Annotated in this window: 23 protein-coding genes; 16 read left to right on the forward strand and 7 right to left on the reverse strand. The window is 46.5% G+C overall.

Features of this window, described 5'->3' with window-relative positions; translation table 11 throughout:
- Positions 1–52: 52 nt before the first annotated feature.
- On the reverse strand, positions 53–1,564 hold the full coding sequence (locus tag H3H32_RS21165) for a S41 family peptidase (RefSeq protein ID WP_182457623.1): 1,512 nt from the start codon (positions 1,562–1,564) through the stop codon (positions 53–55).
- A gap of 279 nt (positions 1,565–1,843) precedes the next feature.
- Between H3H32_RS21165 and H3H32_RS21170 the strand changes: the two genes are divergently transcribed.
- The 4 genes from H3H32_RS21170 (at position 1,844) to H3H32_RS21185 (ending at position 6,121) form a co-directional block, all read left to right on the forward strand.
- Entirely contained in the window at positions 1,844–2,959 is a 1,116-nt protein-coding gene (locus H3H32_RS21170; protein ID WP_182457624.1) for a family 20 glycosylhydrolase, read from the forward strand.
- 10 nt (positions 2,960–2,969) lie between these two features.
- Complete coding sequence (locus H3H32_RS21175; RefSeq protein ID WP_182457625.1) at positions 2,970–4,196, forward strand: DUF5009 domain-containing protein; 1,227 nt, start codon at positions 2,970–2,972, stop codon at positions 4,194–4,196.
- A gap of 224 nt (positions 4,197–4,420) precedes the next feature.
- Entirely contained in the window at positions 4,421–4,891 is a 471-nt protein-coding gene (locus tag H3H32_RS21180; RefSeq protein WP_182457626.1) for a lipocalin/fatty acid-binding family protein, read from the forward strand.
- A 108-nt stretch (positions 4,892–4,999) separates the two neighbouring features.
- On the forward strand, positions 5,000–6,121 hold the full coding sequence (locus tag H3H32_RS21185; RefSeq protein WP_182457627.1) for an aminotransferase class I/II-fold pyridoxal phosphate-dependent enzyme: 1,122 nt from the start codon (positions 5,000–5,002) through the stop codon (positions 6,119–6,121).
- Between the two features lie 213 nt (positions 6,122–6,334).
- Here the strand turns inward: H3H32_RS21185 and H3H32_RS21190 are convergent, their stop codons facing one another.
- On the reverse strand, positions 6,335–7,255 hold the full coding sequence (locus H3H32_RS21190; RefSeq protein ID WP_182457628.1) for a serine hydrolase: 921 nt from the start codon (positions 7,253–7,255) through the stop codon (positions 6,335–6,337).
- A gap of 235 nt (positions 7,256–7,490) precedes the next feature.
- On the opposite strand from H3H32_RS21190, the gene H3H32_RS21195 reads away from it, so the two are divergent.
- Together H3H32_RS21195 and bla are read left to right on the forward strand one after the other, a co-directional pair.
- Positions 7,491–8,672: a cystathionine gamma-synthase family protein gene (locus H3H32_RS21195; RefSeq protein ID WP_182457629.1), complete on the forward strand. Its 1,182-nt coding sequence runs from the start codon at positions 7,491–7,493 to the stop codon at positions 8,670–8,672.
- Between the two features lie 108 nt (positions 8,673–8,780).
- Positions 8,781–9,821, forward strand: a complete 1,041-nt coding sequence (gene bla / locus H3H32_RS21200; RefSeq protein ID WP_240543441.1) for a class A beta-lactamase — start codon at positions 8,781–8,783, stop codon at positions 9,819–9,821.
- Between the two features lie 63 nt (positions 9,822–9,884).
- On the opposite strand, the gene H3H32_RS21205 is transcribed toward bla, so the two are convergent.
- Positions 9,885–10,637: a hypothetical protein gene (locus H3H32_RS21205; protein ID WP_182457630.1), complete on the reverse strand. Its 753-nt coding sequence runs from the start codon at positions 10,635–10,637 to the stop codon at positions 9,885–9,887.
- An 89-nt stretch (positions 10,638–10,726) separates the two neighbouring features.
- A complete protein-coding gene (locus H3H32_RS21210; RefSeq protein WP_182457631.1) occupies positions 10,727–12,007 on the reverse strand; it encodes an Hsp70 family protein in 1,281 nt (426 codons plus the stop codon).
- 183 nt (positions 12,008–12,190) lie between these two features.
- Here H3H32_RS21210 and H3H32_RS21215 point away from each other — a divergent pair, with 183 nt between their 5' ends.
- Positions 12,191–12,946 carry a M15 family metallopeptidase gene (locus tag H3H32_RS21215; protein WP_182457632.1) on the forward strand — a complete coding sequence of 252 codons (756 nt, stop codon included), beginning with the start codon at positions 12,191–12,193 and terminating at the stop codon, positions 12,944–12,946.
- 386 nt (positions 12,947–13,332) lie between these two features.
- Complete coding sequence (locus H3H32_RS21220; RefSeq protein WP_182457633.1) at positions 13,333–14,334, forward strand: IS110 family RNA-guided transposase; 1,002 nt, start codon at positions 13,333–13,335, stop codon at positions 14,332–14,334.
- 35 nt (positions 14,335–14,369) lie between these two features.
- On the opposite strand, the gene H3H32_RS21225 is transcribed toward H3H32_RS21220, so the two are convergent.
- A complete protein-coding gene (locus H3H32_RS21225) occupies positions 14,370–15,230 on the reverse strand; it encodes a sugar phosphate isomerase/epimerase family protein (RefSeq protein WP_182457634.1) in 861 nt (286 codons plus the stop codon).
- Positions 15,231–15,474: 244 nt separating this feature from the next.
- Here H3H32_RS21225 and H3H32_RS21230 point away from each other — a divergent pair, with 244 nt between their 5' ends.
- From H3H32_RS21230 to H3H32_RS21240, 3 genes are read left to right on the forward strand one after another with little or no spacing between them, the layout of a single operon-like run.
- The gene (locus tag H3H32_RS21230; protein WP_182457635.1) at positions 15,475–16,623 is read left to right on the forward strand and encodes a glycoside hydrolase family 5 protein; all 1,149 of its coding nucleotides are present in this window, start codon (positions 15,475–15,477) and stop codon (positions 16,621–16,623) included.
- A 45-nt stretch (positions 16,624–16,668) separates the two neighbouring features.
- Positions 16,669–16,881, forward strand: a complete 213-nt coding sequence (locus tag H3H32_RS21235) for a DUF2281 domain-containing protein (RefSeq protein WP_182457636.1) — start codon at positions 16,669–16,671, stop codon at positions 16,879–16,881.
- Positions 16,878–17,264, forward strand: coding sequence for a type II toxin-antitoxin system VapC family toxin (locus H3H32_RS21240; protein ID WP_182457637.1), 387 nt, complete (start codon positions 16,878–16,880; stop codon positions 17,262–17,264). Before H3H32_RS21235 ends, H3H32_RS21240 begins: the two co-directional genes overlap by 4 nt.
- A gap of 17 nt (positions 17,265–17,281) precedes the next feature.
- On the opposite strand, the gene H3H32_RS21245 is transcribed toward H3H32_RS21240, so the two are convergent.
- Complete coding sequence (locus H3H32_RS21245; protein WP_182457638.1) at positions 17,282–17,653, reverse strand: hypothetical protein; 372 nt, start codon at positions 17,651–17,653, stop codon at positions 17,282–17,284.
- A 362-nt stretch (positions 17,654–18,015) separates the two neighbouring features.
- Between H3H32_RS21245 and H3H32_RS21250 the strand changes: the two genes are divergently transcribed.
- Positions 18,016–19,332 (forward strand): gluconate:H+ symporter, encoded by a 1,317-nt coding sequence (locus tag H3H32_RS21250; protein WP_182457639.1) that lies wholly within the window; start codon positions 18,016–18,018, stop codon positions 19,330–19,332.
- Positions 19,333–19,464: 132 nt separating this feature from the next.
- Here the strand turns inward: H3H32_RS21250 and H3H32_RS21255 are convergent, their stop codons facing one another.
- On the reverse strand, positions 19,465–21,624 hold the full coding sequence (locus H3H32_RS21255) for a xanthine dehydrogenase family protein molybdopterin-binding subunit (RefSeq protein ID WP_182457640.1): 2,160 nt from the start codon (positions 21,622–21,624) through the stop codon (positions 19,465–19,467).
- Between the two features lie 320 nt (positions 21,625–21,944).
- Here H3H32_RS21255 and H3H32_RS21260 point away from each other — a divergent pair, with 320 nt between their 5' ends.
- Genes H3H32_RS21260 through H3H32_RS21275 form a run of 4 tightly spaced genes read left to right on the forward strand, consistent with a single transcriptional unit; the run spans position 21,945 to position 24,505 of the window.
- A complete protein-coding gene (locus H3H32_RS21260) occupies positions 21,945–23,066 on the forward strand; it encodes a sensor histidine kinase (RefSeq protein WP_182457641.1) in 1,122 nt (373 codons plus the stop codon).
- Positions 23,067–23,073: 7 nt separating this feature from the next.
- Positions 23,074–23,805, forward strand: a complete 732-nt coding sequence (locus tag H3H32_RS21265; RefSeq protein WP_182457642.1) for a LytR/AlgR family response regulator transcription factor — start codon at positions 23,074–23,076, stop codon at positions 23,803–23,805.
- 54 nt (positions 23,806–23,859) lie between these two features.
- Positions 23,860–24,030 carry a hypothetical protein gene (locus tag H3H32_RS21270; RefSeq protein ID WP_182457643.1) on the forward strand — a complete coding sequence of 57 codons (171 nt, stop codon included), beginning with the start codon at positions 23,860–23,862 and terminating at the stop codon, positions 24,028–24,030.
- Positions 24,005–24,505 carry a DUF6169 family protein gene (locus tag H3H32_RS21275; protein WP_182457644.1) on the forward strand — a complete coding sequence of 167 codons (501 nt, stop codon included), beginning with the start codon at positions 24,005–24,007 and terminating at the stop codon, positions 24,503–24,505. The genes H3H32_RS21270 and H3H32_RS21275 overlap by 26 nt, the downstream gene beginning before the upstream one ends.
- Positions 24,506–24,728 lie beyond the last annotated feature (223 nt).

The raw sequence follows: 24,728 nt of genomic DNA on the forward strand, positions 1-24,728 counted from the left end.
CGAAGGCTCTAAACTTTCGGGAAGTTTTGTTTTGATGAAGGCGGAACTCTGTTTATTCCCGATCAATTAGTTTCAGGGTGAAGTTCAGTTCTGTATCCACTCCCTGAAGTAGATCGCCAATAGTAGGCTCAATCCAATAATCGGGAATCACCCCTCTTCCTTTCGTATAGGTCACAGCATTAACCGTTTTAGTTAAAGGTACGACAATGCTGATATGTGTATTGGGTAACGTTAATTTCGTGAAAGACCGCGCAGTAGGGCCTTCCATAGCTCCGCCGGTTTCTTCGCCCACAAAAACCGCCCGCTGATTCGATTTCAGAAAACTACAAACTACGGCAGCCATTGAGCCCGAAGCCCCGTTGGCCAGTACAGTCAATTGTCCATCAAAATGATTGGCCTTAGGTTGCTGTTCCAGCAAAAGAGGTGTCCAAAGACGGTAGTATTCTGACTTGGGCCGATAACTGCCGGCAGCGGTTTTATACACAGTTGAGTCCGCAACATAAAGTTGCTTTCCATTCTCCAAATACGCACTTACTGGGGGGAGACCAACATATTTTTTCTCGATGTAATCAAAGTACCGATAGGGCTTTTTAAGCAGGTAAGCAATCAGTTCTTCGCCCGTGCCGTCTCCACCCTCATTATTTCTCAGATCCAGAATCAGGTGAGGGGTCTTCCTGAATTTGAGTTCATCAAAAACAGCCTGGTATAGTGAGTCAAAATTTTGTTTAAACACTCGTCGATGCCATCCGAGAAACGAACTAATCTTTAAATACGCTACGCCTTCTTTCAAATAGGTGAACGTAAGCGGTTTATCAAGAGTCCGTCTCTCTTTGTAAAATTTTCGATATTCATCCCTTGTCAGCCCCGCAACAACTACCGTTTGTTTGGTCGACGGTTCATCAACCGGAATGTACTCCAGACGGCAAGAAGTCGCTTCTTCTATAAAAAGAGGATAAATTATATCAAACAGATTCTCCTCCTGGGTAGTAGAGTAATCTTCCAGATGCCGGATTTTAAACGTCTGGATATAGCCATCGGCAGGAATAGCGGGAAGCAACAAATTCAACATCTCTTCCATTGACCGGCCATTAATCGAAATAAGCTCGGAACCTGCTTTAATGGGCGATGGACTGAAGGCACTTTTTAGAATATAAAACCGGCGATTTATAATTTTGAACGTAAAGGGGAATGGCCTGGCCTTGTTGAAAAACTGATTCGTAAGATAGTCCGGCGAAAGTTTAGCAATCAGATGTTCGTCGTTTACGCGCGCACAGGAGAGCGCAATTAGTTTATAAAATTCAGATTCGCTCATCGGCCTATTGAGTAAGCCAAATTGCTTATCCAGATAGGCATTCATTGTAACCGAGTCCGTATAGCGATATAAACTGGGATACGTAGTTTCCAACGTCTTTCTGAAAATCAGAAAGTCTTCCTGTAACGCCTTAGGCAGGTATTGTTTGGAATTGTCTACGGCCGCTTTTTTCTGGGCCAGTGTGCTTTCTGACAATCCCAGTAGCATAAGTAGACACGAAAATTTCATTCCTGTCCAGAAAACAGATTTCATGATTGGTTACAGTAAGTTTAGTAGTAAACAGATTGACGTCGAGCTGGAAACTGCCATCCTTCCAGAAGGTTACGAGCGAAATAGGTATCCTGTGTGAGACGTATTGCTGCGAGCTTTGCGAATACTCCTCCGCTCTTTGAGGTTAGACGCTAAACCGTTAACCAGCTTCATGATTTACTTCAGACTTTTGAGGCCCTTCTCAATAGAATTAGCTCGTATTTGGCTTATAAGAGAAGCTCCTTTAACTTAGGAACGCACCAATACTTAAACCCGATTTCAATGACCAGGCTCTACTTTTTGTTTGCATTCTTGGCTAATCTCCTTTCCTGCTCGTTGGCAATAGGTCAAACTAAAATCGATAGCCTGTTGCCCATTCGCGGGTTTTGCATTGCAGCACCACAGCCCAAACAGCTCGATACGTTTATCAAGTTTATCAACGAAGAACTAGCTCCTCGTCAGGTCAATACGTTAATTCTGCGCGTCGATTTCAATTACGAATTCGATAGTCATCCTGAGTTGCGAGACAGTATTGCTTTATCGAAACGGGAGGTCAAAAAACTAGTGAAGGCTTGTCGGCAACATAACATCAGGTTGATTCCCCAAATCAATTTGCTTGGTCATCAATCGTGGGCAAACAAGACCACCAACCTGCTTCGTGTATACCCCGACTTCGACGAAACGCCCCAGGTCAAAATGCCCGAGAAATACGTCTGGCCCAATCCAGATGGGTTGTATTGCAAGAGTTATTGTCCGTTACATCCGGGGGTTCACGGGGTGGTATTTGGATTGGTCGATGAAATCTGCGAGGTGTTTGAAACCGATGCCTTTCATGCGGGTATGGACGAAGTATTTTACATCGGCCATGAAAAATGCCCTCGTTGTTCAGGCCGCGACAATGCTGAATTGTTTGCGGGCGAAGTCAACCTGATTCGGAATCATCTGGCGGAGAAAAATCGGAAACTCTGGATTTGGGGCGACCGACTTATCGATGGAAAAACGACAGGCATTGGCATGTGGGAAGGCAGTTTCAACAATACTTACCGTGCTATTGACCTGATTGCCAAAGACGTTACAATCTGCGACTGGCACTACGAGCGACCTGACCAAACCGCCGTGTATTTTGCGACAAAGGGTCTGAGTGTAATCACTTGCCCCTGGCGAAAGCCCGGCTTTGCAGTAACTCAAACGCAGGATATGATCAAATTCAGAAAGTCCGTTACGCCCGTTATGAAAGAGCGATTTCAGGGTATGATGCAAACCGTATGGTCAGGTGCGGGGCCGTTTCTGGATGAATTCTATGGGGTGAAAGTAAACCCAGACGCTGGTGAAGATACCGCCAGCAACTGCTTTAGAACCTTATTTGGTGAAATAAAACGACTAAGCGAAGCGAATTAATTATTCTATCATGGTATCAGCTCCACCGAAAGTAAGTACTGGGAATCTGACCGGAAAGCGCGTGTTTTCTATCGATGTGTTCCGGGCGTTAACGATGCTCACGATGATTTTTGTCAATGACTTGGGAGCCTTGTCAGGTATTCCGCTCTGGCTCGAACATTCGCGCGCCGATCAGGATTTTCTGGGATTTGCCGACACGGTTTTCCCGTGCTTTCTGGTCATTGTTGGCATGTCGATTCCTTTTGCCATTCAGCAACGACTCGATAAAGGCGATTCTTATACCCAGATCATTGGACACATAGCTCTCCGATCGGTAGCCTTACTAGTTATGGGCGTTTTCTTTGTCAACGTCCACGATCTGAATCCCGCTGCAACTGGCTTCTCGATGGACTGGTTTGTCATTCTGATGATTACGGCATTTTTCCTGATCTGGAATCAATACCCTAAACAGGAAGGCACGACAAAAACCATCTTCACTGGTCTTCAGGTAGTTGGCGTAGGCATACTCGTTTATCTAGCTATCCGTTTTAAAGGAGGTAGCAACGATCATTTGGTTGGTCTGACACCACAGTGGTGGGGCATTTTAGGGCTCATTGGCTGGACGTATCTTACCTGCGCCGTTCTTTATTTGTTCCTTCACAAACAGCCAATTCTGCTGATCGCAGCCTGGGCATTTTTTACGTTACTAAATATTGCCGGGCATTCAGGATGGTTGCACGCCTTATGGCCTAATGGACCGCGCACCTGGATTCCCGACAATGGTGCATTTGACTCCCTCGCTTTTGCGGGTATACTCGCTACCCTATTCCTGAAACGGCTACAACAGACTGAAAAATCGCAACAGGTACCGATCCTGTTTATCGGCATAGGCGTCCTGTTTTTGGTAGCCGGATTGTTAGCCAGAAACTTCTTTATCATCTCGAAAATTCAGGCTACTCCTACCTGGATTTTCCTGTGCTGTGGCATCGCGTTCATTGTCTACGCCGGTATTTATTGGTTAGTCGATTTGAACGGCAAAGCCCATTGGTTCGACCTAATAAAAACTGCCGGAACCAGCACATTGACCTGCTATCTGATCCCAGATCTTTATTACAGTATAGCTACTCTAGTCGGCATTACACTCCCTGAGTGGCTAACAACCGGCGGAGTTGGATTACTCAAATCACTCCTGTTCGCTCTGCTGATTATTGGTATTACGGCGGTGTTGGGTAAGATGCGGATAAAGTTAAAGTTGTAGTTTACCCTCATGTACCCTCCCCCGACTCCTCTCCCAAAACAGGAGAGGGGAGTTCAATTGTCTTTTTTCTCCCGTGTTCGGGAGAGGGGCCGGGGGTGAGGGAACCCGCTATTTTCAAACCACCTCGCTTTCTGATTAGTTAAAATCGCGTACTTGTCTGGCAGAACAATGCCCTGTATAAGTCAGCTCTATTCACAATAGTCGACTAACACATCTTCATCCTCATGAAATCCCTGATTCAAGCGCTCGTTGGAACCTGGTTTATTTGCAGTACAAGCTTCCCGATGTGGCTAAAGGGCGATAAAACGAATCCTACCTTTACGTACTCGATCACTGACAAAAAAGGGGAAACGAATGTCTTGCTGGATGAGGTGAAGTACCAACACAAAGGCGAGTCGAAAACACTCACGGGCTTCGATTACCAGAATCCAGCCGATTCGGCAGCTTTTGTTTGGCGAGGCAAAGGGGTATTAAGTCTGGTGCGGAGCAAATGGAAAGTTGTTTTGCAAGACCCTGATGGGCAATGGGCAGTTATCTGGTTTTCAAAAACACTGTTTACACCCGAAGGTGTCGATATCATCAGCCGCACCCCACAACTCCCAGAAAAGACACTCAACCATATTAAATCATTGATGGCCGATACACCTACGTTAGCCAAACAGTTGGCCAATGTGCGAGACTTGCCAGTTCGATAACGTCTGGCGCGAGTATTCACTCGTGCCTAAGCATGAATGCGAGCGTATGCTCGCCATATTAATAGGCACGAGTAAATACTCGCGCCAGATTGCCCCACCAGAAAATTTATGAACTACACCCGAATGCCGATAGAAATCGAATCGCCGGAAGAGATCGGTTATTCAACTATCCAGTACAATCTGGCCGAAAGTTCGGTGCGCGACATCCATGTGAAAGATCTGAATATCAAGCTAGACGACTTACTGCTGTGTTATGGGCACCATCGTGGCCACCCCGATTTGCTTACCAGTATCGCCGACGAGAGTTCGATTCTAAAGTCTGAGGATGTGCTGGTTTGCAGTGGAGCGGCTACCGCTTTGTTTATAGTAGCTACTACCCTGCTCAGCGAGAAAGACCATTTGGTGGTAGTGCGACCGAATTATGGAACGAACCTCGAAACACCGCGCGCCATCAACTGCGCTATGAGTATTATCGACCTAACGTTTCAAAACCAATTTGCCCTAAACGTCGATCAGATACGACAAGCCATTCGGCCTAACACGCGACTCATCAGCATCACTAATCCGCACAATCCTACAGGAACGGTTATTTCTGAAGATGTTCTCAATGAATTAGTTGAACTAGCCGAGACAAATAATTGCTATTTGCTTGTTGATGAAACGTACCGATATCTGAATTTCCAGACACCACTCCGCCCCTACTTGGCGGAAAAAAGTAAGCGCGTTATTTCGGTCAGTTCGCTATCGAAAGCATTTGGTGTACCGGGTATCCGCATTGGCTGGATTATTTGTCAGGAGGCAGGACTTATGCATCAGTTTCTGGCAGCAAAAGAACAAATCATGATTACCAATTCGGTGGTGGATGAGCAGATTGCTCTACATATTTTACAAAATCAGGAACCTCTTTTGCGGGAAGCTCATCACCATATCCGAACCAATTTTGCCATTATCAAACGATTCTTCACCGAAACAGCCTACCTCGATTGGGTAGAACCAACAGCAGGCGTTGTTTGCTTCCCGCGCCTGAAAGCGGGTTACTCCATCAATGCCGAAGCGTTTTATAAATCCTTGTATTCAACTTATCAAACCCTTGTTGGGCCAGGACACTGGTTTGAACAGGACAAAATCTATATGCGCATTGGCTTTGGTTACCCTACTTCCGATGAGTTGGCAACCGGTCTGCAAAACCTGGAACGCTGTTTGGAGGAGCATTTGACGAAAAATGAATAATGCTTACTAAAGCTGTTTTAAACGTTCCAAATCCCGTTAAAGCTGGATAGATTTTTTGTCATTTCGACGCAGGAGAAATCCGCTCCGGCAGCCCGGTCAAGCTTAACTATTGCGAAACCTGAGATTTCTCCTGCGTCGAAATGACAAAAAGCTGCCTGACTTTTTCTATAAAAGTTAAGACAGTTTTACGGTAAATTATTCATTATTCATTATTCATTTCCCCTGCATTTCATACTGATAAATCCACTCCGAAACCGTAGCCATCACGCCCGATGTAAGTTTATCATCTTTGATGTCTTTCGATAGCAGAACCAATACATACTGTCGCCCATCGGGTAAAATAACAATGCCCGAATCGTGCCGGACGCCCGTAATGGAGCCCGTTTTGTGTGCTACTTTCACATTGTTAGGCAGCTTGGCCGGAATCGCGTCGTTGAATTTCTGATCCAGCAAGATAGCAATCATCGCCTTCGAAGCCTCGGGGCTTACTGCCTGACCCGTCGCGATTTTATCAAAAATCAGCATCAGGTCGTAGGCCGTGGTCGAGTTGTTGAGCCCTTTGGCAAAGGCTTTTGAATCTTCAACACCCCGCCGAACCTGAATGTCTTTGGCCCCCAAATCGCGCATGGTTTGGAGTACGTTTGGCGCTCCTACGAGTTCAATAATCAAGTTCGTTGCCAGGTTACTGCTAACGGTAATCATGTCATAAACCAGAGAAGCCAGCGTTCGTTTCGTTCCAATCTGTTTATACGTCACGGAATCACTATCCGATGAAACCGGAAGTGTATACGGACTGCCATCGACAATACTTTTGAACTCGGTCTTGATCAGAATGGAATCCGATAGTGACAGTTTACCCTGAGCCTGTTGCTTATAGACCTCAATCATCACCGGCGTTTTCATGGTACTAGCCGCATGAAATACCTCTCGCTCCCGAATCAGCAATTCTTTACCAGTCGCTATGTCTTTGAAGGCAACGGCAAAGACGCCGGGGTATTTACTAAGTTCCTGCTCAATCTTCTGGCGCAATTCGGGGATCGTCTGGCGAGGTTGCGCCAACAATGGAAGCCAGGTAGCTGACAAGCAGATGAGGGATAGTATAAGATAGTTTGCGTTGAAATTCAGATACTTCATTTGTTCAGGTTGTATAAAGAATACTGGTAGACGCCAAAATTTAGTCAATTCAGCGCATTTCATCATCGCACCTACAAGTCCCTTTCCGCCTTTTTTGTGTATTATTAGGAGTCAAACACAAAGGGAACCGAGGCTAGTACGGAAAACACAGAAAAATTGTCTCCGTTTTCTCTCTGTCAATCTCTATTCCCTTTGTGTTTAGCAAAAACTACAACCTGACAATCAATAATTTATAATGGATTTTTCGACACATAAAAAAAGTACGACATCTGTATGGGCAGGTGAGACCGAGCCAACGGCTGATGGGGCTGTTACAACACCAATTGTGCGCAGTGTAGCCTTTGCCTACCATGACCTGGACGAATGGCATAACGTAGCCACGGGTAAAGCTGAGGGCTACATTTATAGCCGCAACACGAATCCAACGGTACATGTACTCGAAGAAAAAATCCGCATTCTGGAAGGTGCCGAAGCCGCAACATCGTTTGCCACAGGTATGGGCGCTATCAGCAATACACTGTTTGCGTTGCTCGGGCCGGGAAAACGAGTTGTCTCTTTGAACGATACCTACGGTGGTGCCAGCCGAATCTTTCTCGACTTTTTACCCCGTTATCAGGTAAATGTTACCCTTTGCGACACGACTGATTTCGACACGCTCGAAGCAGAAATTGCCAAAGGCTGCGACGTTCTCTACCTCGAAACGCCAACCAACCCAACCCTTAAAATTGTCGATATAACCCGACTGGCAGCCGCAGCCAAAAAAGTGGGAGCCATTACCGTTGTTGATAATACATTTGCGACGCCTATCAATCAAAATCCACTCGCACTCGGTGCCGACCTGGTGGTTCATAGTGCTACTAAATTCCTCGGTGGTCACTCCGATGCGATGGGCGGAGTTTTGTGTGGAAATAAAGAGTTGGTTGAGAAAGTTTTCCAGTTCCGGGAAATCAACGGGGCGAGCCTCCAGGCCGACCCTGCCTACATGATTGCCCGTGGTATGAAAACGCTCGAACTCCGCATTGAACGACAGAATGCTTCCGCCCTGACAATCGCGAAGTATCTGAAAGCGCATCCTAAAGTCAGTGATGTGTTTTATCCCGGACTAGAAACTCACCCTGGCCACGCCATTGCCAAAGCGCAAATGTCAGGATTCGGGGGCATTATGAGCTTTTCGCTGAATGGCGGCTATGACCATGTAAAGAAATTCCTGCCGAAACTCCAGTTTGTGCATTTGGCAGCTAGTCTTGGCTCCGTAAGTACTCTAGCCGGACCACCAAGAACAACGAGTCATGTTGAATTGACCGAAGCCCAACGGAAACAGTTAGGCATTCCCGAAAGCCTGATTCGGTACTCGGTCGGTATCGAAAACGTAGAAGATTTATTGGCTGACCTGGAAAATGCTCTGGCTTCTTTATAAGTAACGTGGACCTCTGGTCCGCATAGTTATCGCCTAAATTGTAACTACACTTTTTAGATCACAGCTATGCGGACCAGAGGTCCGCGCTACACTAAAATCTCCATAACAATGAAAAAACTCTCCTTCCTCCTACTCAATCTTTTATTTCTAATCAATCTTCAGAGCAATGCGCAAACCAGCGTAGCAACGAAAAAACCAGATCTAGCTACCCAACGGCTGGAGCAGGAATTAGAAAGCATCGCAAAACTGGCCAAGGGCAAAGTAGGTATTTGTGCATTGCATCTTGAATCAGGCAAGCAGGTTAGCCTGAATTTGCAGGAACGGTTTCCAATGGCCAGTACGGTTAAAGTTGCCATTGCTGTACAACTCTTTACGCTGATTGAGCAAGGCAAACTGTCGCTAATGACAATGACCGATTTGCAACCATCTGATCTTCACCCAGGTAGCGGCACCCTGGACGTTCTCTTTGCCAAACCCGGTGTTCAGCTATCTGTCCAGAATCTACTTGAACTGATGATGGTTATCAGCGATAACTCAGCAACCGATATCCTGCTCCGTTTAGTAGGGGGCACCGAAGCCGTTCAGAATCGGGTAAAAGCGTTGGGCATTAATGGTATGTCGGTAGATCGCACCATTATTCAATTACTAGCTGATCTCGACGGCATTACACTGCCGCCTAGCAGTCAGTGGACACTCGGTTTTTATGCCAAACTAGACAGTGCCACTACACCAGCTATGAAACGAGCTGCAACCGCTAAACTCGTAACCGACCCACGAGACACCTCAACGCCCGAAGCGATGGTTAATTTACTAACGCAAATCTACCGAGGCACAGCGCTCAAACCAGAAAGTCGGGCGCTGCTGTTGGGCGTCATGGAACGATGTCGGGGGGGCGCTGCCCGACTCAAAGGGTATTTGCCACCCAACACAGTAATTGCACATAAAACGGGTTCACTGGATGGCGCTGCTACCGACGACGTAGGCATCATTACCTTACCCGGAGATGCGGGTCATATTGCCATTGCTGTTTTCGTGGGTGATTCGCCAATGCCATTAGCTGAGCGAGAGCAGGTCATTGCACACAGTGCCCGCTCGATTTATGATTACTTTTTGTACCAAACACCCGCCATATCTACAGCAACCCGTTGACTAAATCACTTTACATATGCCATATCTTGAAGATATGGCATATGTAAAGTGATTTAGTCAATTTCACCAAATTCGGCTGGCGATCAGGTTGATAATGGTATTCACGACGAAAGCAATTCCGAACGACGCACCTACCGAAAAAGAAGGCAGCAGGAAAGCTTGCAAAAAGAGAAAGGTAGTGAACCCTAGCAGGCCGATCACAAGCCCTCGCAACGTCGTAATGGCGGCATTACTCCCCAGCAGAGTATGTGAAAAAATAGCCAACACCGATGTCATGATTGGGAATGGCGTCAAAATACCACTCCAACTTGGTCCAAGCACGTGGGCTAATCCGGTAATAGCCAGTACAAACAAAGTCGCAACTGCCATTCTGATTGGAATATCGAACGGTAATCTCCGAACTTTCACGACATGATCGGTTGGCGTAGGGAATACATAGAGTGCTAACAGAACAGAGCCAATAACAAGCGCGTAACTCAGCACTAGATTCAACTGTAAATAATTGAATAGTAAAGCAATAGCACTAAATACGCCGTACGATAACAGAATGGTAGGCAGCCAGGATAGCTTTCGGGACAACGAGGAATAACTAAGGCAAAAGCCGATTAATGCCAAAATGCCCGTCATGGCTCCCTGAATCGACTGAATACCAAAGGTTTTTCCCTGTTCCAGAATGAAGAACAGCAGAATAGGCCCGGCCGTCCAGGGCATACTTCCAATCAATCCCCCAATTTTATTTCCCCACTTCCGAATCGCCAGGGTGACCAGCGCAATAACGGCCGGAATGATGGTTAGTTTAATCAGGAGAAGGTTCATTCGTAATTGACTTCTGTAGCGTTTGGGGATTCAATTGGGCAGTCGGGTAAGTATTCCGATTTCACCCACAACCGGCTACAATCTCGACCTTAATTAGCCAAAACAGTAGCTCGTTTACCAAATTTATTTTCACTATCGTAGGCTAATCCAAGTCCAACACTGGAAAGTTTGTTTTCGTCTGCAATAGCTGCGTTCGGGAAAAGTCGTTTAAATTCGACCTGAACGGAATGCACTTCGGTAGAACCGCCCGTCAGAATGACCAACTCGATCGCTTCGGCTTTTACGCCCGCTTCCTGAAGACACTGCCGGGCGGAGGCTGAAATTTTCTCAACTTCACCTTCAATAGACGCTTCAAATAAGGTGCGTTTGATCGGCACATAGAAATCATCCTCAATGAAATCAAGCAGGGTTTTGTACTCATCCTGATCGCTTAAGGCAATTTTTGCCCCTTCGGCAGCGGCCAGAAGGGTATGCCCGGTTTCGTCTTCAAGCACTTTCAGGAGTCGCTTATATCGTGTTTTATCGTGCGACTGATGCAGAAGCTGCCGTACCTGCATAATTATTTTAGGTGTGTACAGAAAGTTAACCTTACTCCATTCAGCCAAATCATAGAATGGTTTTAAAGGGACTTCCAGATTCTTTTCGCCATAAGTGCTGCGGTAACCGATTTCGGGCATGATAGCCGCTAAACTCAATTCTTTGTCAAAGTCATTACCCCCAACCCGAACGCCCGTATTAGCCAGAATATCAGAAGCCCGATCGGATTTATTGATGTTTTTGTTCGATAATTTGATCACCGTAAAATCGGACGTACCACCGCCCAGGTCGGCGACAATGGCCAGTTTTTCACCGCTTAGCTGCGCTTCGTGTGCGAAAGCTGCTGCAATGGGTTCAAACTGAAAGTCGATGTATTTGAAGCCAATCCGTTGGGCAATTAGCTGCAATTCAGCCTGTGCCCGAACGTCGGCGTCGGGATCATTATCGACAAAGTGAACCGGGCGTCCCATGACCACATGCTCGATTTCCTGACCGGCAACCGCGTCGGCTTTATCTTTTACGTGCTTCAGGAAGGCGGTAATGATCGACGAAAAATTCATGGATGCACCGTTCACCAGTGTGCCCTGTTTCATCAGCGATGTACCCAGAACCCGCTTTAAACTTCGCATGAAACGACCTTCCTGCCGATCAAAAAACAGATTCACCGCTGTTCGCCCATAAAATGCTTTGTTGTTACTGCGTTGAAAGAAGATAGCACTCGGGATTGTCACCGATGCATTTTCAACAGGTACCAGACTGATTTCACCGCCATTGGCAATAGCTACGCTTGTATTTGATGTACCGAAGTCGATTCCGCAAGAAAGTGTTGTCATCCCCAAATGCCCGATTTTAGTAGAAAAAGGGCGCAAATTTACGATTAAAAACGGTTTATAGACCGCTGATTTTTATGATTATTCATATTAATCATTATCTCTTAGTGGTGATGTCAGCTACTTATAGCTGACATCACAGCGGATCATAAAAATCCATAACTTAAGGCAAACAACCTGCTATTCATGAAAAAGTCCTTAGGTCACCGTTTATGCTCAATTGGGGCATTGCTTGGGCTATTTACAACAACCTTAGCTCAGACGACAACGTACGATCTTCCCAAAAGCAAGTATGGTCTTCCGGTAGTCAATGATGTGAACATCTATAAGAAAATCGTAGCGGCTGACCCTGCCAATGAGTTGGTGGACATGCGCCAGATTTTGCCGCAGGCTCAGTTTGACGTCACTTATGCCGACACGACCAATTTTCTCAAGCGCAAACTGTATCCAACAGCCGATGTCTTCATGCGAAAACCGGCGGCTCTGGCTATTCGGCAGGCGAGTGAAAATTTAAAAAAGCAGGGCTATGGGCTATTGCTCTTCGATGGATACCGACCTTATGCTATCACGGTTCTTTTCTACGAAGAACACGGCGATACGACCTTCGTCGCCGATCCACGGAAAGGCTCAAAGCATAATCGAGGTATGGCCATCGACCTATCGCTTTTCGACCTCAAAACGGGCAAACGACTGTCGATGCCGTCGGGTTATGACGAATCGACACCCCGCGCTTATCATAGCTACATGGACTCTGACAGTGCCTCGCTGGCTCACCGCGCCATTTTGCGGTCGGCGATGGAGAAGGTTGGTTTCTCAATTTTTCCCTGGGAATGGTGGCATTATGATTTTAAAGGTTGGGAGAGTTGCTTTACCTACGATTTATCACACGAAACGATTCGAAAGGCGAACAAGAGTTTGAAATCAGCCAAAGTCAAGCGTTGAGTTAACAGGCGATCACCCTGAAAATAAACCACCTAAAAACAGCAGCCCAGCGATCTGCCGGGCTGCTGTCAATAGAGAAGCTGTTTAAACTTTCCAAATTTTCTCAAAATTGAATCGTTTTTTGTCATCCCGACGTCAGGAGGGATCTTCGGTAAATAACCAGTTGCCGAAGATCCCTCCTGACGTCGGGATTGTAAGTTTGCTCTGAACAAATAATCTTTGGTTCTCCAGGTCATACCTACGTCGGGATGGTCTAAAAGACCGGTTGTCATGATCGGTAGCCTGGAGAGCCAATCTCATGGAACCCGGACAGTTCAGTGGGCATATAGCCCGTTTCACAATGATGTCGAGAGCATGAGTAGTATCCCGCTTTTTTCGTTTTTAGCATGAACCAACCAGCTATCTATTACGGGGTTGATGTCAGTAAAGAGACCTTACACATCAGCTACCAAATCGGAATCGATGCCAATGGGCAACCCCAATGGGCCTATCAAACCCTGCCCAACCAAGCGGACTCCATTGAGCAATGGGCTGCTGAACTGCCCGCCAATAGCCACCTCATTTTCGAGCATACAGGTACCTATTCGGCTCGATTAGCTTGGGTATTAGCCCTGCAAAATCGCCCCTTTAGCCTCCTTACGCCCAACCAAAGCAAAGGCTTTGCCGCCACTCTGAAGTCTATCAGCAAGACCGACCGGAGCGATGCGGCACTATTGGCGCGCTACGGACAAGTCTTTCAGCCCCAGCCTTCGCAACTGGCCGATGAGTCTCTACATCAGCTTCGCCAACAGCACAAACACCTCAACGACCTGCGAATCAGTCAGCAAGCGGTGGCTAATCAGCTTCATGCGCTGTCGTTCGACCCCCGGGCCAGTCAGAAAGTCAAGGCTAGCCTGCTGGTTCTCCAACAGAGCTACCTGACTCAGATTGCGCTCTTTGAAGAGGAACTGGATCAGCTGAGTCAACAGGAGTTGCAGGCCATTTCGGAGCGGATGCAGCGGGTCAAGGGGATTGGGCCGGCTTCCTCTCAAGCCTTGTGCACGGCCACCAATGGGCTGGCTGGATTCGAGTCAGCCAAAGCGGTAGCTAAGTTCGTGGGCATTGCCCCCAGTCAAACTCAATCGGGCAGTTCGGTTCGTCGGCGTGGTCGGATGGCCCGCACGGGTTTAGGGTATGTACGGGGCCTTTTATACATGGCAGCTCGTTCGGCCCGTAAATACAATTTGGGCTGTAAAGCGCTTTATGATCGGCTACGGGCCAAGGGTAAATGCCACAAAGTGGCGATGGTGGCGGTGATGAATAAGTTGTTGCATCAGGTGTTTGTGGTGGTGAAGAAGAATATTGAATTCGTCAATGGGTTCAGCCTATCCAAACAAAATTTGGCTTAAAACTTGTTTTTTGACACAGTTCATGACAAAATTGTCTACTCTTTCAGGCTTTTCAAATACGCGATGCTTTTAGGCATTTGTTCGTATTCTTTGTTGCTCTCGTCTTCGATGTAATAGTGTTTAACACCCGCTTTTTTCGCTAAGCGTAAAATTTCCGGAATGTTTACCTGACCATCGCCAAGGACAACGTCATTTTCGGGAGGAGTTCCGCCAGTCAGATCACCCTTAACACCTTTCTTTAGGTCTTTCAGGTGCATTAGTTTATAACGGTTGCCATATTTTTTCAAGAGTGCAACTGGATCAGCACCACCATGTTGCGTCCACAAAATGTCCATTTCGAACGAAACGTATTGCGGGTTGGTATTTTTAACGATGTAGTCGTACAGCGTACCATCTTCGTACGGATGGAATTCGTAGCCGTGATTGTGGTAGCAGAAGGTTATCCCATTCTCCTTCATAGTTTTACCGATCCGGTTAAAATCCTCGACGGCTTTCTTGGCATTCTCCAGGTTAAAATTCGCCTTTTGATGAGGAATCCAGGCACACATAATAAAGGAAGCCCCCAATGCTTTTGCTTTATTAATTGCAGGCATAGGGTCTTTGGCCAGCTCTTCGTATCCGCCACCTGTCGCCGAAATTTTAATACCCCGTTCGTCGCATAATTTTTTGAATTCGGCTTCGGTATACCCTTTAGGTGCTCCACCCTCCATATCCGTGATGCCGAGCGCTTTGATTGTATCCAGCGTGGCAATGACATTTTTGGGGAAGCTGGCTCGGTAAGTGTACGACTCGACCCCGATGGGGAAGGTGTACAGCTTGCCTTTTTGAGCGAAGCTGTCTGTTAAATTGAGTAAGGAAACGGTTGCCAAACACAACGAGAAAAAGGTTTTTTTCATGGTTATCGGTTTTCTTTTTAAATGCATTTATAGCCTAATGAGCAACTCGGATCATACATGAAACTAACTTGGCGAATACTCATCCAGCAATAAGTTGGCCTCAACTAGCTTCCGCGTATTTCATGACTTTGGTTGAAACGCAAGCCCGGTCTATAAGACAAGATTGGCCTTGTTTTTACTTATATTGGCGTCAAGAGCTGATTCAGTTGCAAGTAGATTTTGATTTTATGTCTCTCTCTGTTGCATGCAACGAAGGACGTTTATTCAGAACACGGGTTTGCTCACGGCAGCCCTGAGCACAGCCGGGACGGAGCTTCTGGCCGTTTCGCCATCACAGAACGCAGGTAAAAACAAGCTACCGAAATGGAAAGGCTTCAACATGCTGGATTTCTTTTCACCCGATCCGGCCAACAGCCGTCCCGCTTCGCAGGAAAACTATTTCAAATGGATGCAGGACTGGGGGTTCGATTTCGTCCGAATTCCGATGGCCTATCCAGCTTATCTCAAATTCGACCGAAGTCGCAATATCACCCCAGACGAAGTCTATCAAATTGATCAGCAAGCTGTTGATCGGATTGATGCGTTGGTAGCGATGGCGCATAAGCATAACCTGCATGTGAGCCTGAATTTGCACCGGGCACCAGGTTATTGTGTCAATTCTGGCTTTCATGAGCCTTACAATCTCTGGACCGATCAGGCAGCACTCGACGCGTTCTGCTTTCACTGGAACATGTGGGCCAAACGGTACAAGAACGTATCGTCAAAGAAAATCAGCTTCGATCTGTTGAATGAACCCAGCGTGCGAGCCGATATGAACGATCAGCATGCCAGACATAGCACCGTGCCAGGCGAGGTTTATCGAAAAGTGGCTCTGGCTGCTTCAGAAGCTATCTGGAAAGAAAATAAAAACCACCTCATCATTGCTGATGGGAACGATACAGGCTCATCGGTCATACCGGCCATTGCCGATCTGAACATCGCCCAAAGTTGTCGTGGCTACAATCCGGGCATTATTTCGCACTACAAGGCTCCCTGGGCGAATAAAGATCCGGATCATTTACCCGAACCGAAATGGCCGGGCCAAGTGGGCGACAAATACCTGAGTCGCGCCATGCTCGAAACCTTCTACCAGCCCTGGATTGAGTTGGTCAATAAGGGAGTCGGTGTCCATTGTGGCGAGTGCGGTTGCTGGAACAAAACTCCACACGATGTATTCCTGGCCTGGTTCAACGATGTGCTAGACATCTTATCGAGTAACGGTATCGGCTTTGCCCTCTGGGAGTTTGTAGGCTCATTCGGCATTCTGGATTCGGGTCGTACTGATGTTGCCTACGAAGATTGGTATGGCCACAAACTAGACAGGAAATTGCTGAATCTGATGCTGAAAGCGTAAGGAATGTCAACGCCCTAATGCTGTTTTTTTCGTATATTCGTCGTTATGCAGGCAGCCGAACTTAAAATACACGTAGTAAAAGAAATTGCAGAATTGTCTGACGAACAATTTATGCAAGTTTATGATGATCTGATACGTCTACTTCATCCTCCCGTTCCCGTTCGAACACCCCGTTTTGGCAGCGCGAAAGGTCTGGTTACATTCATGTCCGATGATTTTGATGCCCCATTAGACGACTTTAAGGATTACATGCCGTGAATTTATTATTAGACACGCATACCCTGATCTGGTATTTGGAAGGTAATGCAGAATTAAGTCAAGCTTGCCAAAATTTGATTGAAAACCCAGGTAATAACAACTTTGTGAGTATTGCGTCGTTTTGGGAAATCGCTATCAAATTAAGTATTGGTGGCAAACTTGAACTATCCAAACCCTTTGAGCAGCTCTATCAACTAGCTTGGGAGAATAATATCACGGTATTACCTATCCGTTTCGATCATACTACTACCGTCAAATCCTTGCCTTTTAATCACAAAGATCCGTTCGACAGGATTATTATTTCCCAAGCTATAGTTGATAATATGCCAGTACTAAGTCGAGATGGTCATTTTGATGCTTATGCCATTCGTCGACTTTGGTAAAGTTTCAGATTATCCGCTCAAACCAGCTCAGCCACAAGTTGGCCCTTGCGTGTCGTTTGTCGGTGTAAGCGTCGATTGTATAAATCTGAGCTAAGGTTCGACTGGTCAAGTGAGGCCGCCGTTGCCCGGTCACCGATTGTAGCTACCTTAATTTCGAACGCCATTTCCTGACGCAGGTAGTCGGTAGTTTGGTTGTATTTCGCAGCCTCTTCTACTAATTGAATGGTCAGATGGCGAGTGTAGTCTTCATCACCAGATGCTTCCAATAGTTTGTTGAATTGACCCAAAAACTCACCGTGCAAATAAGGTCGAGTGCCTTTATCAACTGATAACTGAACCTGGCGGTATGATTGGGAAACAAAGTACTGAAGTTGATTACTATTGCTCATAACTATAAATATCTGTGGTTTTGTTGACGACAATTTGGGAATAATGTTACGATAAATAACAAAAAATAGTTTTAACTATTTTTATAGTAATAGAAAATAAACCTGTATGACAAAAGATAGAAAAATTCATTTAATAGAATTTTCAGTTTAAAATTTGTTATTTTTCCCATTTATCATTAATTCATAAAAGCCGTAATACTGAGTTCTCAAATTATGATTCGTTTCAAAATCCGGCATTTTTTTTCGTTTAATCATGACTCAACGTACCTTTTGAACGAACATTCGATCAGCAACACCTACGAGTCTGGTAAGTAGATAAGTCAGCTATTCCCGTTTGCCGAATAGATTCGATCTGTTTGGTCATGCCCTTAACCATTACGCTTCTTGGCATCCTGGTCCTGATTGCCCTCATTTCGGTTGCCCGGCTGCACACATTTCTGGCATTTCTCGCTGTCTCTATTGGCGTCGGCCTGGCACTTGGCCTGAAACCGCTGGCCATTGTCGAAGCCGTCCAGAAAGGGATTGGCGGCACATTAGGCTCAATTACGGCCATCATTGCATTGGGTGCCATGCTCGGGAAACTGGTTGCTCAAAGTGGTGCCGCTCAGCGAATTGCCGTCAACATGATGGAGTTGGTAGGAACCCGACACGCCCGCTGGGCTTTTCTGGTAACGGGCTTCATTGTCGGCTTGCCCCTCTTCTATTCGGTCGGATTTATGTTGCTGGCGCCTTTGGTGATTACAGTGGCGTATCGGTATAAACTCCCTGCGCTGTACATTGGCTTGCCGATGCTGGCTTCCTTGTCTGTCACGCAGGGTTATCTGCCACCTCACCCGGCTCCGTTAGCCATCCTGAAACAGTTCAATGCCAACATGGGTCTGACCTTATTTTATGGCATTATTGTATCGATTCCAGCCATTTTGATTTCGGGTGCACTGTTTGGGTCAACGCTGAAACGCTACACAACCTTACCCAATCCTGCGTTCATTGCTCCCGATTTGCAGGAAGACCAGATGCCTTCGACAAGCGTGAGTTTTTTGACGGTTTTGCTACCGATTCTGCTCATTGGTGTGAGTACAGTAGTCAGTCCGTTTTTACCCACGAATTCAGTAAGCCAGCAAATTCTTTTGTTTGTGGGTGAGCCGATTGTGAGTATGTTCATTGCGGTGCTGGTCGCGCTATTTACACTTGGCATCTGGCGAGGGAAAACAATGCCCGAAGTGACTACTCTCCTGGGTGATGCCATTAAGGATGTAGCCATGCTTTTTCTGGTTTTTGGCGGAGCTGGTGCCCTAAAACAAGTATTGACCGACGGGGGCGTCAACCAATCTATTGCCGACATGATGCAGAACTCGTCGGTTCATCCGTATATACTTGCCTGGGGCATGGCCGCCCTTATCCGGGTATGCGTGGGCTCGTCGACAGTATCGGGTATTACGACGGCCGGATTTGTATCACCCTTGTTAGCATCCACCGGCGTAGAGCCTAACTTAATGGTGCTGAGCATCGGAGCCGGAAGCATGATGTTTTCGCACGTCAACGATACAGGTTTCTGGCTGTTTCGGGAATATTTTCAGCTCTCAATGGTCGATACGCTCAAAACCTGGTCCATCATGGAAACGCTAGTTTCGGTATCGGGTCTGGCTGGTGTGATGGTGTTGAGTTGGATAATCGGCTGATTTGGCATCAGCTAATGTGGTGTCAGATGCTCACATCTGACACAATTAGGTTTCTCAAAACCTAAAGAATCACAGTAGGTTTTGAGAAACCTAATTGTGTCGGTTATTAGTAACCGACACCACCCCTATATGCTAGGGCTTCACTAAATCGTCAACTCGAACAGGCAGGCTTCGGATTCGTTTTCCGGTAGCGGCAAAAAGGGCATTGGCAACTGCCGGGGCAATGGGGGCAACTCCTGGCTCACCAGCCCCTCCCATCTTGTCAGTACTGGTTACAATGTGTACCTCTATCTCAGGTGTTTCATTGATTCGAAGAATACGGTAGTCATGGAAATTACTTTGTTTGACTTGTCCTTTCTCTAGCGTAATCTCGCCATATAAAGCCGCCGTAAGTCCGTAGATAATTCCACTTTCCATTTGAGCGCGAACGCCATCGGGATTCACCGCTAGTCCACAATCAATGGCACATATAATACGATGCACCCGAACCTGCCGATCAACAATAGATAGCTCAACAATCTGACAAACGTAGCTGCCCATCGCTTCGCAGACAGCTACTCCCCTGAACTGCCCTGTAGGCAACGGCTTTCCCCATTCCGCTTTTTCAGCAGCCAGATTGAGCGCGGCCAGATGCCGGGGGTGATTTTTAAAGAACGAGCGTCGATAGTCAACGGGATCTTTTTGGGCCATCGTCGCCAGTTCATCAATCAAGGCTTCCACAACGAAAACCGTGTGCGTACTCCCTACCGATCGCCAGGGCAGAACGGGAACCCCTACCGATGTTGTGTGCAACTCAAAGGAATAATCAGGTACAGAATCCGAATAAGGAGCACCTCCCGTAACAGAGCTATAATCAATTCCTTTCTGGACAATCATATCGGCTAAAGGGGTGCCCGTGAACAGCGATTGCCCAACAATACGGTGTTGCCATGCCAATGGAAATCCATCCGCGCCAACGCCGATCTGAACGCCATGCACATAAACGGGCCGATAATACCCTCCCTTAATATCATCTTCCCGAGTCCAGACCAGCTTGATAAACTTGCCACTCACTTTGGCAATGTGTACAGCTTCCATAACCCAGTCGGAGCTAAAAGAACCCCGACGTCCAAAACTGCCGCCCAGAAAAGGCGTATAAAATTGAACCTGTTCAGGCTTAAAACCCAAAAACGCAGCCACTTCGGCCTGGTGCAATAAGTGCGATTGTGTCCCCGTCCAGACTTCACACGTATCTGGAAGAATCTTCACGGTGCAGTTCAGGGGTTCCATTGGGGCATGGGCGAGGTAGGGAAAACTGAAGGTAGCATCGATGGTCTTTACAGCCTTAGTCAGAGCGGTAGTCACATCTCCTTTTTTTCGGATCGTTAACCCTTCCGTTTTGGCGATTTGCTTGTATTCTTCCAGTTGCGTCGTACTGTCAAGATTGGCCGTTGCCCCCAAATCCCAGTCTATTTTCAGTGCATCGCGGCCAACTTTAGCTGCCCAGAAGTTATCGGCTAACACCGCAACACCCGTCGAAATTTGCACTATTTCCCGAACACCTTTCACGGCTTTTGCCTTAGTTGCATCAACGGATTTTACCGTTCCACCAAAAACGGGCGCGTGTGCCACAATGGCTGTCAATAAACCGGGGAAGTCAATATCCAGGCCATAGACTGCTTTCCCATTAATTTTCTCAGGCGTATCCAGCCGCTTTTGTGATTTCCCGATGTATTTCCAGTCTTTAGGCTCGCGAAGTTTTACCATAGGTATTAGCTGAGTGGACGCTTCGGTGGCCACTTCCCCATAACTAAGTCGTTTATCACCCGCAATGACATAGCCGTTTTCCGTTCGGCACGCTTCTGGTTTTACGTCCAGACGGCGGGCCGCAACAGCAACCAGCATTTCCCGGGCTGTGGCACCCGCTATTCGACAGCGATCAAACTCCTGCACGGTAGACTCCGATCCGCCCGTAGACCGATAAACGGGATTCTCCAGAAAATCACTGGCCTTTCCCGGTGGGCTGGCTTCTACTTTTATCTTCTTCCAATCGCAATCCAGTTCTTCGGCAATCAGCATCGGCAACGTAGTCCAGATGCCCTGCCCCATTTCCACCTTCGAGAGAATAATATGAATACTGTTGTCTTCGCCAATGCGCAGGTATGTATTCAGCGTAGCCCCTGTGTTCGGGCTGGTTGACACTAGCGCCTGTCTGGCTTCGGCAGGGGTGGCAAAAGCAATTAAAAGTCCGCCACTGGCAAGTGTGCCAATTTTCAGAAAATCCCGGCGATTTATCCTGTCTGCTTTGTTCATTTTACAGCGTCTCCTTTAGGATAATCCATCTATGGTGTTGCTCCCATTAGTGAATAATAGGCTACAAGAAACAATCACGCCAAACAGCTAAAAAATAGGATTGATAACCGGGGTGATCTAATTGACCAACGACGTAGAATCAGACAGAAGTTGATAGAAGTAGGTAGGCTTCGCCCGTTGTACAGGCAAAAATGTATTTCATCAATTGAGCGATGTCGTTTGTCGATCAACGATGAGAACCCGGTTGTATTTTTGTACTTTCGAGCAAACAACTGCCTTTTGTTCAGCGTGTTTAGAAAAACTAGCGAGCACCTCACGAAATGAACGTTCTGCCAACTCTTCCGTCAAACCAGAACTGGTTCTTCAAATACAAAATCTATCACCTGCCCTTCTGGTTCGTGTATCATTACCTTTGGTGGGTTGTCACACTAGGCAATCCCATCAAAGTTTTCCAGTCGTTAGTCGTTCTGCCTTATGCGCTTAAGTACAGTTTTTACGTCATTTTTCAGGCGCTGGCGGTTTATTTCAATCTCTATTTTCTCATTCCGAAGTATCTGGAGAAAAGTAAGTTTGCCCCTTACATTGCCTATTTATTGCTGACAATCGTATGCGCAACCTTATGTATTGTAGGCGGATATTACTTTAGCGCTTATGTCAGTGGCAGAACCACCGCCGACCTGTATGGCGAATCGTCCTGTTTCAATACGTTTCTGAGCAATGCCTTGCCATCAACCGTTGCCAGTATGACTCTGGCCATGAGCATTAAACTGACCAAAAACTGGATTCAGACCCGGCAACGTCAGCAATTACTAGAAAAAGAAAAACTGGAAACCGAACTGAAATTCCTCAAAAATCAGTTTAACCCGCATTTCCTGTTTAATACTATCAATTCCATCTTTTTCCTGATTCATAAAAACCCCAATATGGCCTCCGACTCGCTGGCTAAATTCTCCGAATTGTTGCGGTATCAACTCTACGATTGCAATGACCAGCAGATTCCGCTGGGGAAAGAAATTACGTATCTGGAAAACTTCATTGGCCTGGAAAAGCTCCGCCAAAACAGCAACATAAACGTCACCTTTGATCGTAAGCCACTATTTGCAGCGCATCTGGAAATTGCTCCGTTTATTTTAATGACGTTCGTGGAAAATGCATTCAAGCACGTTTCCCGGCATAGCGGCCAGTCAAACTGGATTACGATCCGGCTAGACCTGTACGAACACCAGTTGGATTTCTTTGTGGCCAATAGCACCTCACCCAATGCCGCCGGAGAGGCCATTAAGTCGGGGGGTATTGGCTTACAAAACGTACAACGACGGCTTGACTTATTGTATCCGGGGCAACATAATCTGGCGATACAACATGACTCAAATCAGTTTGAGGTAAAGCTGCGGCTAATGCTGACAGAATCGGTGGTTTCAACCTCGTTACAACTAGCCTGACACAACGATGAGCCTCACCTGTGTAATCATTGATGATGAACCGTTAGCCAGAGAAGGGCTAGCTGACTACGTACACGAAGTTGATTTTCTGCACCTAACCGGAACGTGTGAGAATCCGCTTGAACTCATGAGCTTGCTGGATAAACAACCCGTCGATCTGATCTTTCTGGATATTCAGATGCCCAAAATGAATGGCATTGATTTCCTGAAGATTGTACAAAATCCACCAATGGTGATTATCACGACGGCCTATTCCAATTTCGCGCTCGAAGGCTTTCAGTTGAACGTACTGGATTATTTGCTCAAGCCCATCACCTTTGATCGTTTTGTTAAATCGGCCAACAAGGCCAGAGATTACCATAGGCTCCTGACGAATGTAATGCCCGCAAGCCCGCAAAACGTAGAAACCGAACAGGATTATATCTTCATCAAATGCGGCAACAAGTATGAAAAACTTTATTTCGACGATATTCTGTTCATCGAGGGCATGCAGAATTACGTGACCATTTTCACCACTAAAGGCAAATACATAACCCTCCTGAACCTGAAAACCTTAGAGCAAAACTTAGCGAATCAGGCATTTATTCGGGTGCATAAATCCTATCTGGTATCGATCAATAAAATCAATAGTATTGAAGGTAACGAGATTTTCATTCAGGCTCACCGAATCCCGATCAGTCGAAATTATCGTGAACAAGTCATTGATCAGGTAGTCAACTCGAAGCTCTGGATAAAGTGAAGCGGTTTCTTCTACTAAGCGTTTTTTGTATATTCAGGGCAAAAACAGCAACTAATGGAACCTAAAGAAAACACAAAGCGAGGCCTTGATTTAGTCCGTAGGCTGGTGGAAGTGAAAGAACAGGAGCAAAAATCTTTTCAGAAAGCCTACCAGTCCGACCCAACCATTCAGGCAATTTTTGACGAGTTAAAAAAGCGAAATGCCCAACGACGAATTACAACCTAATTACGAGTTCATATACGCAGGTGGAGAGCAGAATGCTTATTTCTTTTCAACGGATAACGATATAGCGTATCAGGTTAAATTTGTCCCATCCAATTACCTTTTCGCTGCCCGTGCTGAACTTCAGATTCAGGCATTTGAAATGAGTATTTCGGTCGCCCAACATAATACGGGTGGTAGATTACCCGCTGATCAACTCATTTCCCCAACTATCGCAGCCATCTTCTTTGATTTTTTCAGGACACGCGATCAAGTTGTTGTCTATGTCTGCGATACCTCTGATAAAAGGCAATCGGCTCGTGCCCGCAAATTCGATGCGTGGTTTTATTCGTACGGCCACTCTCATCTGGCTAAGTTGAATAAAATTATTCCCGATAGAGATCGCTTTACCTTTATTTCTATGATCCTTCACGACCAACACCCCTACCGTAGTCAGGTTGCAGAAGCTTTCTTTGAACTTGGTGAGGAGTATAAATGAGTTTATCAGACAGGGGTTTAGTCGAAAATCCGACTAGGATTGATATAGGCCGATTCGGTTAACATTTCTCTACTTTTATACGAACGTCTAACCGAAGGAAGCAACGCACAGAAGATAAGGACAACGGCCAAAACAGGTAAAAACTGTGCAGCCTGATTAAAAACAGGCTACGTGTTGATTTCGGGTAAATCTGCCAGCCAGTTTCTTTATAGGCTGTCAACCC

The organism is Spirosoma foliorum, from assembly GCF_014117325.1.
GTDB classification, from domain to species: domain Bacteria; phylum Bacteroidota; class Bacteroidia; order Cytophagales; family Spirosomataceae; genus Spirosoma; species Spirosoma foliorum.

Excerpts from the sequence above, each read along its gene's own strand:
- H3H32_RS21165 (WP_182457623.1), bottom strand. The coding sequence starts at position 1,564 with ATGAAATCTGTTTTCTGGACAGGAATGAAATTTTCGTGTCTACTTATG.
- H3H32_RS21170 (WP_182457624.1), top strand. The coding sequence starts at position 1,844 with ATGACCAGGCTCTACTTTTTGTTTGCATTCTTGGCTAATCTCCTTTCC.
- H3H32_RS21175 (WP_182457625.1), top strand. The coding sequence starts at position 2,970 with ATGGTATCAGCTCCACCGAAAGTAAGTACTGGGAATCTGACCGGAAAG.
- H3H32_RS21180 (WP_182457626.1), top strand. The coding sequence starts at position 4,421 with ATGAAATCCCTGATTCAAGCGCTCGTTGGAACCTGGTTTATTTGCAGT.
- H3H32_RS21185 (WP_182457627.1), top strand. The coding sequence starts at position 5,000 with ATGAACTACACCCGAATGCCGATAGAAATCGAATCGCCGGAAGAGATC.
- H3H32_RS21190 (WP_182457628.1), bottom strand. The coding sequence starts at position 7,255 with ATGAAGTATCTGAATTTCAACGCAAACTATCTTATACTATCCCTCATC.
- H3H32_RS21195 (WP_182457629.1), top strand. The coding sequence starts at position 7,491 with ATGGATTTTTCGACACATAAAAAAAGTACGACATCTGTATGGGCAGGT.
- bla (WP_240543441.1), top strand. The coding sequence starts at position 8,781 with ATGAAAAAACTCTCCTTCCTCCTACTCAATCTTTTATTTCTAATCAAT.
- H3H32_RS21205 (WP_182457630.1), bottom strand. The coding sequence starts at position 10,637 with ATGAACCTTCTCCTGATTAAACTAACCATCATTCCGGCCGTTATTGCG.
- H3H32_RS21210 (WP_182457631.1), bottom strand. The coding sequence starts at position 12,007 with ATGACAACACTTTCTTGCGGAATCGACTTCGGTACATCAAATACAAGC.
- H3H32_RS21215 (WP_182457632.1), top strand. The coding sequence starts at position 12,191 with ATGAAAAAGTCCTTAGGTCACCGTTTATGCTCAATTGGGGCATTGCTT.
- H3H32_RS21220 (WP_182457633.1), top strand. The coding sequence starts at position 13,333 with ATGAACCAACCAGCTATCTATTACGGGGTTGATGTCAGTAAAGAGACC.
- H3H32_RS21225 (WP_182457634.1), bottom strand. The coding sequence starts at position 15,230 with ATGAAAAAAACCTTTTTCTCGTTGTGTTTGGCAACCGTTTCCTTACTC.
- H3H32_RS21230 (WP_182457635.1), top strand. The coding sequence starts at position 15,475 with ATGCAACGAAGGACGTTTATTCAGAACACGGGTTTGCTCACGGCAGCC.
- H3H32_RS21235 (WP_182457636.1), top strand. The coding sequence starts at position 16,669 with ATGCAGGCAGCCGAACTTAAAATACACGTAGTAAAAGAAATTGCAGAA.
- H3H32_RS21245 (WP_182457638.1), bottom strand. The coding sequence starts at position 17,653 with ATGAGCAATAGTAATCAACTTCAGTACTTTGTTTCCCAATCATACCGC.
- H3H32_RS21250 (WP_182457639.1), top strand. The coding sequence starts at position 18,016 with ATGCCCTTAACCATTACGCTTCTTGGCATCCTGGTCCTGATTGCCCTC.
- H3H32_RS21255 (WP_182457640.1), bottom strand. The coding sequence starts at position 21,624 with ATGAACAAAGCAGACAGGATAAATCGCCGGGATTTTCTGAAAATTGGC.
- H3H32_RS21260 (WP_182457641.1), top strand. The coding sequence starts at position 21,945 with ATGAACGTTCTGCCAACTCTTCCGTCAAACCAGAACTGGTTCTTCAAA.
- H3H32_RS21265 (WP_182457642.1), top strand. The coding sequence starts at position 23,074 with ATGAGCCTCACCTGTGTAATCATTGATGATGAACCGTTAGCCAGAGAA.
- H3H32_RS21270 (WP_182457643.1), top strand. The coding sequence starts at position 23,860 with ATGGAACCTAAAGAAAACACAAAGCGAGGCCTTGATTTAGTCCGTAGG.
- H3H32_RS21275 (WP_182457644.1), top strand. The coding sequence starts at position 24,005 with ATGCCCAACGACGAATTACAACCTAATTACGAGTTCATATACGCAGGT.